Consider the following 12,561-nt stretch of genomic DNA (forward strand, 5'->3'; position numbering starts at 1 on the left):
TCCTCAAATTCAGTCTAATTTATTTGTTATTGATTAATCGAACATGCTGCGGATTGTATCCGGCAAGGGCGAAGACTTGCCAGTGCGCGTATCCATCCACACCGTCTTGGCCGCACCGTCGGCATACAGGCGTTCATCGCCTTCCACAAACAGTTCGTACCAGGTCATCACACTCGTTCGGCCCGGTTCGCCACCGTACATCTTCACCACCACAGTCGCAGGATAATTGACCGGCATGTAGAAGGTGCAACTGGCATTGATGATCACCGCTCCCACGGGCTCTTCCGGGCTCACGCGAGAGCCCTGCTGCTCGATCCACTCAACGCGCGCCTGCTCGAAATACCTGAAGTAGACGGTGTTGTTTACATGTCCATACGCATCCATGTCACCCCAGCGCACGGGGATGCGGGTAGTCAGCAGCAGTTTTCGTTCAGTCGTCATTCGATCTTCCCTTGATTTGCGTATATCTGCAGCGACAATTTACCATACGCAACCGTACGTCCGACAAGCACACGGCTTGATCGCCCTCTGCAGGCAACTGCAGCGCGCTGCCTCGTATTACACTGCGGCGTGCATGAAATACATACAAATAAAGCTTAAGACAAAAGGAGAACGGGATGGAACGCGAATCCATGGAGTTTGATGTCCTCGTCGTCGGTGGCGGCCCCGCGGGCCTGGCCGCTGCGATCCGGCTCAAGCAGCAGGCCGAAGCCAAGGGTCAGGACATCTCGGTGTGTCTCATCGAAAAAGGTGCCGAGATCGGTGCCCACATTCTGTCCGGCGCGGTCATGGACCCACGCGCCATCACCGAGCTCTTCCCCGACTGGAAGGAACGCGGCGCACCGCTCAACACTGCGGTCACCGAGGACCGCGTGATCTTCCTCAACGAAACCGGCGGCCGCACGATTCCCAACGGCTTGCTGCCCGACTGTTTCGTAAACCACGGCAACTACATCGTGCGCCTGGGCAATGTCGCCAAGTGGATGGGCGAGCAGGCCGAAGCGCTGGGCGTGGAGGTCTATCCGGGATTCGCTGCAGCAGAGATCCTGTACGACGAAAACGGTGCGGTGAAAGGCGTGGCCACCGGCGACATGGGCCTCACCCGCGAGGGCGAGCCCGGCCCGAACCATCAGTTGGGCATGGAACTGCATGCCAAGTACACCCTGTTCGCCGAAGGCTGTCGTGGCCACCTGGGCAAGCAGCTTGAAGCAAAGTACTCGCTGCGCGACGGTGTCGATCCGCAAACCTACGGCATCGGCATCAAGGAGCTGTGGGAAGTCCCGGTCGAGAATCACCGTCCCGGCCTGGTCGTTCACACCGCCGGCTGGCCGCTGCCCTCAGACACCTATGGCGGTGGCTTCGTCTATCACCTCGAGGACAATCTGGTTGCCGTCGGCTATGTGGTCGGTCTCAACTACAGCAATCCCCACCTGTCGCCGTTCGAAGAGTTCCAGCGTTACAAGACCCACCCCGAGATCCGCAAGTACCTCGACGGCGGCAAGCGCTTGGCCTACGGCGCGCGCGCCATCGCCGCCGGCGGCCTGCAAAGCCAGCCACGCCTGATCTTCCCGGGTGGCGGGCTGATCGGCGACGACGCCGGCTTCCTCAACGCTGCGCGCATCAAGGGCAGCCATGCCGCGATCAAGTCCGGCATGCTCGCCGCTGACGCTGCGCTCGACGCCCTGACCGGCAACCGCCAGCGCGATGCGCTTACCGCCTACCCGTCGGCATTCCAGGACTCCTGGCTGCACGAAGAACTGCACAAGACGCGCAATTTCAAGCCCTACATGAAGAAGGGCCTGTGGATGGGCTCGCTGCTGTTCGGCATCGACCAGAAGCTGTTCGGCGGCAAGGTGCCGTGGACACTGCACAACACTGCCGACCACACCGCCCTGAAACCGGCTGCGGACTGTCCGAAGATCGACTACCCGAAGCCGGACGGCAAGCTCACCTTCGACCGCCTCTCTTCAGTATTTCTGTCCAACACCAACCATGAAGAAGAGCAGCCCTGCCATCTGCAACTGAAGGATGCCTCGGTGCCGATCTCGGTGAACCTGGCGCTCTACGATGCCCCGGAGCAGCGCTACTGTCCGGCCGGCGTGTACGAAATCGTGCGCGACGGCGATGGCAATGCGCCGCGCCTGCAGATCAACGCGCAGAACTGCGTGCATTGCAAAACCTGCGACATCAAGGACCCGACCCAGAACATCAACTGGGTGGTGCCGCAAGGTGGTGAAGGGCCGATTTATCAGGGCATGTAAGCTGATGCGAAAACGGGGCGCTCAGGCGCCCTGTTTTTTTTCAGCGGCGCCCCGGCCGCAATTCATGCCGCAATGGCGCCTCACCACTCGTAGCCGACACCGAATTGCAGGCTCAGGTCGGCCGACTTGCGCCCCTCGGCGGGCTGCCCTTCCCAATCGAGCACGCCCTGCACCTGAGCGCTCAAGCGCTCGATGATCGGCAGCCGGAAGCCGGTGCGCATACGCAGGGTCACGTCGCTCGCATCGCGCATGTTCATGTAGCCATCCTGCTGATGAAAGAACTCCGCAGAGCGCCCAATCAGCCAGTGACGGTAGCGCACCCCCCAACCGACAGCCGGATAGCTCTGATCATCGGTGTCGACACGATTCTCTCTGACGAGATCAAGACCACCCTGAACCGAAAGCCCGGTCTGATCATTGTCGATCACCTGCAAACCGACGCCGGAACCGGTTGAGAAGCGCAGATCGAGGTCCCGGAAACGGTCACGCTCAACCGTAGTGCGCCCGTAAATGAAGCGCTTCTTGCTGACGAACCAGTCGCGGTCTGCGCTGACAAGCAGATTGGAGGCACTGACATCGTCGCCCTCGGTGCGCTCTTCGCCCTTGGCACGCAAGGTGAAACGGGTTTTTTTCGCCACCCCGGTCACCTCGCCCTCCGCAACCAGATGGGTGGTTTCGCTGTTTCCGCTGACCGAGTTGCCCGCCAGATTCACCCGCCCGCTGTATTCGAAACCCTCGCCGGACTGGCTGGGCGTCGGGTTCAGGTAGGTAATGCGATCGAGCTTGAGCGGCGGCACCTCGGGCACTTCGGCCAGGCGCACCGCACGCTCTTCATCCGAGCGCTCAAGCCGGGTATCGAGCCGGCCTTCGTTGCTGCGCATCATCACATTGACTGGCTTGTCGGTGCTGAGGGTTTCGACCATGCGCCAGTCGATGCGCAACACGCCTGCATACAGGGTCTTGAATTTCAGCCCCTCGGGCGTCTTGCTGATTACAGTGCCGGAAAGGCGATCACCATTGGTGAGCAGGACCTCGTCAGCACGGCCCGAAGCCGCCACTGACGCGAGAAGGGTAAACAGCAGAACACGACTCAGAGGTCGAATTGCGGGTACGGAAATCATGGGGCGAAGTGGCGTCGGGAGATGTCGCGGTGTCGAAATGCACTGCGTACGCAAGCCTAGGTGGAAATCGTCCACCTTGCAATGCAGCAAAACACCTGCTTACCACTTGCTCCGCCAGGTTCACCCGCGCGTTCCGAGCACCGAATCGGCAGTAACGTGACGCGAGCGATAACGCCCGGATACCTCAAGCGTGCCATCGGCTCCAAGGTGGCTGATCGTCCTTGAAACGGTCTCGACCGACAGGTCGGTGATCTCGGCAATATCCTTGAGTCTGGGCAAGGCCAGACGCGCCGCTTTCCGGCCTCGGGTCAGACCGGCGGTCATGAATTCAAACAGTCGCCGCACGCGGTCGCCCGCCTTGCCGCTGCGCAATGCAAGCACCTCGGCCATGCGGCGCTCGGTTGCCGCAAGCATGCCGAGCAGCAACTGACCGCTCGGCTCGGCCTGATCCGCGCACCAGGGTTCGAGCACACAGGCCGACAGCGCCCGCGCAGTAAACGTGTAACGGCCAAACAACAGCGTCTCGGCACCGATCACATCACCGGTGACAGCCATGCCTGCAAACTGCAGGCCATCCGGTCCGGGCTGATCCAGCCGCACCGTCCCCGACACAACACGCCACGACGTGCCCTCGGCGCCCGCCTTGTAGATCGTTTGTCCGCGCGGGATGGGGCCGGCCTTCACGCCTGTCTGCCCTGCCTCAGCCAAATCATCGCTCTCTTCATTCATCTTCAGACTCCCAGCCTCCTGCCGACTTCAATCATATGCCATTCGTACACGTCCTCTGTGCTTTCATCCAGCGCTGGCGCACACACCGGGCCTGCGGAACAGGCGCTCGATGTGTGCGTCCGGGCACGACCTGATGCCCGGCGTGCGGCATCAGAACTTCACGGTCACGCCCGCATAGATCGAACGCCCTACCCCCGGCACCAGGGTTCCCCAGGCTACATCGGTACCGGACATGGTCTTGCCCTGCCCGAGGTAGGCGCCGCCGAGCGGATGATTGTAGAAGCGATCAAAGACGTTCTCGACCCCGACATCAAACCTGAGCTGCTTCCACTCATAGCTGCTGCGCAGGTGCAGCAGACCGTAGCCCGCCGTCTCAACCTCGTTGCGTGTTGCCGAGACCTTGTCCTTGTCGGCGACCAGTTCAAGTTCGACGGTATTGGTCCAGCTGCCCAGCTTCTGTTCAAGCGCCAGTCGCGCATTGAGCGGCATCATGTTGTACAGATTGTCGCCCGTCGTCGGGTTCTTGCCTCTGACATAGCTCAAGCTGCCTTTACCGGTAAACACGCCCATCGCCTGCGTCGTACCCAGAAGCATGTGTCCCGCGACGTCCACCCCGTACAGACGCGCCGATTCATTGACGAAGCGCAGATAGACGAAGCCATCCGTCCGGGTCAGGTTCGCGGCAGTACATGAGGCTCCGCCACTGCTGCAGCGCTCGGCATCAATATAGTTGTCGACGTAGGTAAAGTACGGGGTGACCTTGAGCCCCCACGTTGCGCGATTGGCATCGTGCCAATCGGCAGTGGCACTCACCGTATGTGCGACTTCGGGCTTCAGGTCCAGGTTGCCCACATAGCCGTTGCCGTCACCCGCCATGTTGATCATGCGCATCGCCATGCCATTGGTGGACCAGGCATAGCGCTCGTAAAGGTTGGGAGAGCGCGTTTTCTGCGCATAGCCGAACTCGTAGGATTGCGTCGACGACGGTGTATATCGGGCCAGTGCCGCGACATCCAGGTTCTGGTCGGTCTTGCTGCGATCGGCGGCGTTGAAGGCAGCCTCGTCCGTTGCGCTGAAGGTCGGGCTGTAGCCCTGCACCGTGTCTGCGTCCATGCTCACGGTTTCGTGACGCAGGCCGAACTGTGTCAGCCACTGCGGCGTCCACGCCGCTTCCCATTCTGCAAACACCGCAAAGCGATCACGCTCGCCATTGCGGATATTCCAGAACGTATTGGGCGACATGCCCTTGCCGGACGCCTCCCACCAGTCATCCAGCCGATACTGCTGAACGTCGCCCCCCACTCGCAGAATGTCGCGTTCGGACAGGACGATATCGGCCTTCAGCGACACCCCGGTGTTGTTTCCCTTCGTATCCATCGGCATCCCGGCCGCCCTGCCGTTCATGCCCGGCAGGATCGGACCCGCAATACCATCCGAATTAGGCACGTTATTGGGACCATACCAGTACAGTTTGTCGTCACCGAACTGCATCTCGTGACGCGTGGTCTCGTTGTAGGCCCGCGCCTCGAGCGCGCCCCAGTCGAACGTCCCCTTGTAGCTGAGATTGACCTGCTCGCTATGGTTGCCGGTCATGTCCATGCGCTGATTTGGCCAGCCCTGCTCCGGGATGTCCTGAACGCCCAGCTTGAGTTCCACCAGGTGATTCTCATGACGGTAGCCCATTGCGAGCGACTGGTTGGATGTCTCGTACGCCGAAGAGCCGACCTCGTCACCGTCCAGCCAGCCGCGACCGGCAGCAGCAAGGCCTGCAGCCTTGAAGTCACCGCCGGCCTCGTAGTTGTCTGCCTTCGCAGTGGATCCGCGATAGCTCACGCTCAGCGATTCATTGGCAAAGGTCGCCGACAGGTTCGCGCCGGTCGCATCGCCGTTGCTGCGATAGAACGCACCGATCTCACCCTTGAGCAAGTTGCCCTCGCCCGGGCGGGCAAACTCCGGATCGGGAGAGTCGACGAGAATGGTGCCGCCGATGCTGTCACCACCGAGACTCACTGGCGTGATCCCGGCGAACACCTGAACACTGGACACGTTCGAGGGATCGATATACGACAGCGGCGGGTTCATGTGATTGCCGCAGGCCGAGATCAGATCCATGCCATCGACCTTGATCCGCAAGCGGTCATCGGCAAGACCGCGAATCGCGGGCAGGCTCGATACCCCGCCAGCGCCGTAGAGCGAGACACCCTCCACATCCTTCAACAGGCTCGCGCTATCGCTTGTGCCTGTGCGCTTGCCTGCGACATCGGTCTGGTTCATTTGTCCGCGCGTCTGCGGAAGCGGGTTGAGCCCCGGGGCGGACACCACGATCTCGTCAAGCTTCGGTGCCGTTTCGCTGCCAGCAACCACCTGTGCGAGCGCTGCGGGAGCGCAAAAGGCCATGGCAAGCGCCAGCGTCAGTCGAGTGGGTTTCACATCAATCACATTCATCTATATCACTCCGGAGGGAAAATCAGACCAACAACAAACGTTTCAGGCCAAGGACGATCAGCACGGCGCCCGCACCACCGCCCGTCCAGCCCGCCAGCCAGCTGCGGCCATCGAGCAGACGGCTGCCAAGCACGCCGAACAGGGGCACGAGCAGCAGCAGGGGCGTCACCGCTGCCCCCATGCCGAACGCAAGACCGTGACCCAAGCCGGCACCCGCACTGCCCGACAGCGCACACACCGTAAGCAACCAGCCCAGCGGTGCACACGGGGTGAGGCTCAGCGATGCGCCAAGCAGGAAAGGCGGCAAGGACGCCCCGCGGCGCAAGGCACTGCAGCCGGAGGCGTCTCCGGCTGGAATCCGAAACCCCGCGGAAAACGCCCGCCTGCCGACGAAATGCATGGGCTGTGCGGCGGCAGGAACAGCCAACGGGGCAGTTCGACGCGGAAGGCGGCGGGCCAGATTGCGCAGGATGGGGAGCAGCAGCCATGCTCCCGCAAAGCAACTGGCCAGCCCGATCGAAAGGTTGCCCACGCCGCTGGCCAGCCAGCGCGACAGGACCTCTCCCAGAGAACCGGCCAGCAGTCCAAGCAAACCGTAGGCGAACACCCGGCCACCAATGAAATGCCAAGTGTCCGCCATTGCGCTGTCGTGCCCTCTGCCACGTCCGAGTACCCAGGTTCCCATGAAGGGCAGGCACGTTACGGTGCAGGCCGTGAGGCCCATCGACACGCCGAGCATCATCGAGCCGAGCAGGCCGAGTTCGCCCTGCGGCCCGCCCAGCAAGGTCAGCGGATAGTCCGTCAGCGCGGCATTCATGAATGGGCCCCGGTCGTCGGCTTGCGCACGATGCGAATCGGCTTGACCGTGCCATCAGGCATCTCCGCGGCCATGCGCTTCTTGTAGTAATCGCGCGACGAGCGGAAGAGCGCGAAGGGCCCGAGCTTGACCTGGATCACGTCGTCATCCGGGCAGAACTCCGCACACCGCCCGCACAGCGTGCAGTCATCGTGGTAAGCCTTGCGTCCGTGCTCGGTGTGAATCTCGGTAATGTCCATCGGGCAAGCCTTTGCGCAGATTCCGCACTTCTCGCACTTGTCATGCGGTTTCTTGACCAGTCGTGCGAACGAGAGATGGCGAAAGGCGGCATTGAGCGCCAGCATCGGACAGATGCGGCAGAAGGGCTGGCGGATGGCAAGCGCGCCAACCGCAACGAAGCCGAACAGGGTGTTGCCGAGTGCGCCGATGGCGAACCCCCATGCGCTTTCCATGTTGAGTGCGAACTCGTTCGTATTGCCGCTGAGCAAGGTGGTGGCAATGCGCGAGGGGCAGACATCGCAATACGGATTGCCGAACTCGTGCGGAGTGACTCCGAGCCCCGTGAGCAGGGGGAACACCAGCACCAGCGCCAGCACCACCAGCCATTTCACCGGCCGCACCCGCCCCAGCTTGTCGCCGGAGATGCGGTGAAGGGGCAGCCCGAAACGGCGTCCGACGCGCTGGATGATCTCCTGCAGGGTGCCGAGCGGACACACCCAGCCGCAGAACGCCTTACCCAGCACGAAGAAGAAGGCGAGGAAGGTGAGCATGGTCATTGCCAGCGGCAGCAGGATCTTCAGCGTCACGTCCTGCGCCTTCACCAGCGCTTCGCCCACGCGGTGGTGCATCTGGTGCTGGAGGGGGATCAGCACACAATAGCTGCCGTTCTGCATGTCATAGGCGCAGGACAGTGCGGGCAAGGCATCGGAGATCTTCTCTGCCGAGTAATGCCCCACCACGCTGGCGCCCCAGACGGTTACGAACAGCATCACGATCTGTACCCACAGCCGCACGCGCGACAGGCTCGGAAACACGGACTTGAGTGCCTCAGGCATTGTCGTTCTCCTTGCGTCGTAACAGAGGGGCCGCAATCACCATGCCGACGAGCCCGAATGCAGCGCCCCAGACAAGGCTTCGACTGCGCTCGGCCTCTGGCACATAGACATGATTGAAAGCGGTCAGATAGGTCTGATCGCCTGTGCTGTAGGCCGTCGACAGGACGAAGCCCGCGCGCTCGCGGCCGCCATGGCCACCGGCCTCGGCCTTTTGTGCGCCAAAATCGCGCGGAAAGACGAGCGCCGCGATGCCTGCATCATCGGTGAAGGCCATGGCGCGGCTGCCGTGCTCGGTCTCGAGTGTCAGCGCCTGCCCGGCGAGCGGCTGTCCCTGCCAGCGCACGAGAAAGCGCCATTTCTCGCTTTCCCGATACTGCGCATGCTCGCGCGGCAGGGGCTGCGGCACGATCTCGAGTTCGCTCTTCCGCCTCTCCAGCAAGGACGTGGGCGCGTCCCCCGGATTGCTGAAGTACCAGACCGTCGACGCGACGCGAATCACGCCGTCACGCTGTTCACGCGCCTGCGCCCAATGGTAGTTGCCCATCATGGGCGCGGACGCCTGAATGCTTGCCCGCCCGTCCGCCACCGGGTAATCGACCACACGCCTTTCGGAGGCGCCACCCGGCGCAAAAACCGTGACCTTGTCCGCGTCAATGCCGGACAGACGCAGCGCGGCTGCACCGCGCCCACCGCCAAAGGAGGCAGACAGCGTCGGCAGACTGCTCCACGGAGCGCCCGTCGCACGCGCCGCCGCTTTGGGGCCTACCGCGGTCGATACGCCTTGTGCGACGTCCGGCGAATGACCCTGGTGCTGCGCCTGTGCGCCGCCAACGATAAGCAGTCCGGCCAGCAGAACATGAACCTTGAGTGTCATCGTCTGCACCTCAGCGGAAAGCGTAGCGATACGTCAGCATCACCTGACGTGGGGAGGCTGCGGTGTAGGTCACCTTTCCGCTGGTGTCCTTCTTGACCTCGAAGGCGTAGCGTTTGTCGAAGAGGTTGTCGACGTTGAGGGTCAGGGAGTGCTGATCGCGCTCGTAACCTACCGACAGGTTGGTCACCCAGTCCCAGCCCTTGTACTTCTCGGTATTGGCGTTATCCAGCCAGTATTCACCCCAGTTCAGCCCGGCCAGTCGGGCATGCCATCCACTGGCCGATTTCCAGCCAACGAAGACGCCGTACTGGTGGCGCGGCACGAAGGGCAGCGTATTGCCTGCGCGGTCCTCATTGACCACCGAGCCCCCCACGCGGACCGGTTCGCTGAAGCTGTCGTAGGTGTAGTCCGACCACGCGTAGTGACCGCCGATATCGAAGCCGCCGCCCACATTGAAGCTGCCGGACAGCTCAACCCCTTTCTTGTCCGTCTTGCCCGCGTTGGCGTACTCGGTCACCCCGCCGGTGTTGACCTGGACGATCTCGTCCTCGACAGTGGTCGAATACACGCTGGCATCGAACTGCCAGTCACGACTGCGACCCTTGACCCCGAACTCCACATTGCGCGACACCGGCGCATCGAGATCGGGGTTGCTGGAGATCTCGCCCGACGAGGGCACCTGCCCCGCCTGCGCAACCATGGCAAACAGGTTGATCGCATCGTTCAGCCTGTAGCTGACTGCAAGCTTGGGTGCAGGCAGACGAAAGGTCTTCTCGGTTTTGGCAAGGCCGTCACCCGCAACGTACTTTCCGGACGCATAGTCGTAGCGCGTGATCTCGTTGGTCTCGTCCTCCATCCGGATGACGTCGTAGCGGAAACCTGCATCGACGATCCAGCGCGGTCCCGGCCGCCATGACTCCTGCAGGTAGAGCGCGCTGAGCACGCTTGAACTCGTGCTGGTTGAAGCCAGCGCACCCTTGGCGTCGGACAGGGTGGACCGAATGCGTCCGCTCGGGGTCGTGAGCACGTCGCGATACTGGTACTTGACCGAATCGGGCACCTCTTCCTTGCGCGCAGTCACACCGCCCACCAGGGTGCCGTTACCGTGACTCCAGCTGGCTTCGAGATCGGTGCCGAGGTTTACGACCCAGTCGCGGGTCTCGTTGATCAGGCCGGTGACCGGGTGATAGTGGTACCAGGTGTTGTAATAGAAACGCGGCTTGAAGGTGAGGTCTCCGCGCTCCATCTCGAGCCGCGAATTGAAGAACCACACCTTCGAGTAACGACCGGAGTTCTTCCACGCCTCCGACGTATCCTCCTGCTCTCCGGTGCGCTTGAAGGTTTCGAACAGGGTCTGATCCATCGCACCAGGCAACTGCATGTTGGCCTCGGCGTAGGACAGTTCGCTTTCGAGCACGTCCTGCTCGGTCAGAATCCAGCCGTGCTTGAGCGAGGTCTGCGTGGTGTCGAATGTGTTCCAGCTGCGCCAGTCGTTGTCCATCTTGCGATGCGTCGCCGTCACCGCGAGCGCATGGCGCTCGCCGACGATGCCATGGCGGAGGTGGTAGTTCTCCGTCCCGTCGGTGCCGAAACCGACTTTGGCGTTGTTGGCCGTGGTGTCGAAGACCGACTTGGAGAAGACCTGGATCGCACCACCGGCGCTGCCGGAGGCGAACAGGTTACCTGGCCCCTTCGCGACTTCGATGCGCTCGATGTCCTGCGTATCAACGAAGTCGAGACGGGTGAAGCTGTCGGGATCAGACAGCGGCACGCCATCACGCAGCACCATGATCTCGCGTATGCCGTAGGCTGCCTTGAGCCCCGCCCCCCGAATGATCAGGCGGGCGTCGAAACCGCCATTCTTGCTGTCAATGAGGACACCGGGAATCTCCTGCAGCGCCTCCTTCATGTTGAACATCTTCTTCTCTGCCAGCGCCTCCTTGCCGACGACCGCGATCGCCTGAGGTACGTCTGCCGTCTTCCGCGCCTCGCGCGTCGCGGTCACGCTGATCTCGTCCAGCATCGGGGCTTCCCCACCAGCCACATCCGAGGCTGCTGCAGGAAAGGCCGCGGCAATCGCCAGGCAGACGAGGCTTATTTTCGGACTGCAATACATTTCCGGTACCTGTTCTCAAAGTGCTTTGAAAACTCGTCGATCCATGCCGGACGCGGCCAGATCGCGAACGAACGGGCGCTGGCGGCCGGCACCCGGAACCTTCCCGGGTACATTCAGGCGCATCAGACTGTGCGGCTGGGGCGGGCCAGCGTCCTGCGCATGGCGCACGACGAGGAAAAATCAGGAGAGAGCAGGCGTTACGGGAGGACCGCGCGAGAACGCTGCGAGCCAGACGGTGCGCAGGCGCGGGTGTTCGGAATACTGAAGAAAGCGGGCACTGCCGTCGACAACCGCCTCAAGGACGAGGGGCGCAAGTTCAGGCAGCACAGCTGCGTGCCCGGCGTGGGGCAGGCAGAACGGGCAGGCGTTGCGTTCGCTGCGCGACTCAAGCGGAGTGTCGTCCCCCTCTTCCGCCGACAGATCGACCAGGATCATGCCGCCGGTGGTGCAGATCTCCGTCCACCGTGCAGGATCGCTCGCGCGCAGCAGCGCCTGCCCTAATACGGGCATGAGCGCGCTCAGCAGGATCACGAATATCGCGACCCGCGCAGCAAGCACCTGATGACGGAAACGTCTGACCATTACTGGAAGGACTGTGTTTAAGTTGAAAAGACGATCCAGCCTTCGCGGGCACTGCACTTGACGCACAGTGCCCGCTCGGCTGGCCACTGTGATCAGTGCATCTTGTGCATCTGCATGCCGCCGGCCGCGCTGTTGAGCGGACGCACCGGCGCATTGATCTCAACGCTTTCACGCTTGCCGTCCTTGCCTTCGACGACAACCGTCAGCGGCACCATGTCACCCTCTTTCACCTGTGCATTGAGGTTGATGAGCATGACGTGATAGCCGCCGGGCTTGAGCTCGACCGCCTTGCCAGCCGGCAGATCCAGACCGGGAATGGCGCGCATCTTCATCACGTCCTTTTCCATGACCATTTCATGCACTTCGACCACTTTGGCTGCGGGCGAACGAACCTCCACAAGCTTGGCATCCACCGGCGAGGTGATCTGCATGAACGCACCGGTCGCTTTCTGTTGCGGAACGGTAGCGCGTACCCACGGTTCAGTGACGGAAACCTGCGCAAAGACGGCTGACGAAATCAGTGCGGCACACAGCGAGGCGACGATCTTCACTTTCATGGTG

Annotated in this window: 11 protein-coding genes; 1 reads left to right on the forward strand and 10 read right to left on the reverse strand. The window is 62.2% G+C overall.

Annotation, left to right across the window (positions count from 1 at the left end):
• Nucleotides 1–33 precede the first annotated feature (33 nt).
• The gene (locus CEW87_RS18895; RefSeq protein ID WP_108975480.1) at nt 34–441 is read right to left on the reverse strand and encodes an acyl-CoA thioesterase; all 408 of its coding nucleotides are present in this window, start codon (nt 439–441) and stop codon (nt 34–36) included.
• A 176-nt stretch (nt 442–617) separates the two neighbouring features.
• Between CEW87_RS18895 and CEW87_RS18900 the strand changes: the two genes are divergently transcribed.
• Complete coding sequence (locus CEW87_RS18900; RefSeq protein ID WP_108975482.1) at nt 618–2,261, forward strand: electron transfer flavoprotein-ubiquinone oxidoreductase; 1,644 nt, start codon at nt 618–620, stop codon at nt 2,259–2,261.
• An 80-nt stretch (nt 2,262–2,341) separates the two neighbouring features.
• Here CEW87_RS18900 and CEW87_RS18905 read toward each other — a convergent pair whose 3' ends face one another.
• From CEW87_RS18905 to CEW87_RS18945, 9 genes are all read right to left on the reverse strand, one after another.
• Nucleotides 2,342–3,382: a DUF481 domain-containing protein gene (locus tag CEW87_RS18905; RefSeq protein WP_108975484.1), complete on the reverse strand. Its 1,041-nt coding sequence runs from the start codon at nt 3,380–3,382 to the stop codon at nt 2,342–2,344.
• A 120-nt stretch (nt 3,383–3,502) separates the two neighbouring features.
• Entirely contained in the window at nt 3,503–4,111 is a 609-nt protein-coding gene (locus CEW87_RS18910) for a Crp/Fnr family transcriptional regulator (RefSeq protein WP_108975486.1), read from the reverse strand.
• A 150-nt stretch (nt 4,112–4,261) separates the two neighbouring features.
• The gene (locus CEW87_RS18915; protein ID WP_108975488.1) at nt 4,262–6,556 is read right to left on the reverse strand and encodes a TonB-dependent receptor plug domain-containing protein; all 2,295 of its coding nucleotides are present in this window, start codon (nt 6,554–6,556) and stop codon (nt 4,262–4,264) included.
• A gap of 22 nt (nt 6,557–6,578) precedes the next feature.
• Nucleotides 6,579–7,373: a sulfite exporter TauE/SafE family protein gene (locus CEW87_RS18920; RefSeq protein ID WP_108975490.1), complete on the reverse strand. Its 795-nt coding sequence runs from the start codon at nt 7,371–7,373 to the stop codon at nt 6,579–6,581.
• Complete coding sequence (locus tag CEW87_RS18925; protein WP_108975492.1) at nt 7,370–8,428, reverse strand: 4Fe-4S binding protein; 1,059 nt, start codon at nt 8,426–8,428, stop codon at nt 7,370–7,372. Before CEW87_RS18925 ends, CEW87_RS18920 begins: the two co-directional genes overlap by 4 nt.
• Complete coding sequence (locus CEW87_RS18930) at nt 8,421–9,302, reverse strand: hypothetical protein (RefSeq protein ID WP_108975494.1); 882 nt, start codon at nt 9,300–9,302, stop codon at nt 8,421–8,423. Before CEW87_RS18930 ends, CEW87_RS18925 begins: the two co-directional genes overlap by 8 nt.
• A 10-nt stretch (nt 9,303–9,312) precedes the next feature.
• Entirely contained in the window at nt 9,313–11,325 is a 2,013-nt protein-coding gene (locus tag CEW87_RS18935; protein ID WP_108975496.1) for a TonB-dependent receptor, read from the reverse strand.
• Nucleotides 11,326–11,598: 273 nt separating this feature from the next.
• A complete protein-coding gene (locus CEW87_RS18940; RefSeq protein ID WP_108975498.1) occupies nt 11,599–12,000 on the reverse strand; it encodes a DUF2946 domain-containing protein in 402 nt (133 codons plus the stop codon).
• Nucleotides 12,001–12,092: 92 nt separating this feature from the next.
• Complete coding sequence (locus tag CEW87_RS18945) at nt 12,093–12,557, reverse strand: copper chaperone PCu(A)C (RefSeq protein ID WP_108975500.1); 465 nt, start codon at nt 12,555–12,557, stop codon at nt 12,093–12,095.
• Nucleotides 12,558–12,561 lie beyond the last annotated feature (4 nt).

This window comes from Parazoarcus communis (genome assembly GCF_003111665.1).
Taxonomy (GTDB): domain Bacteria; phylum Pseudomonadota; class Gammaproteobacteria; order Burkholderiales; family Rhodocyclaceae; genus Parazoarcus; species Parazoarcus communis_B.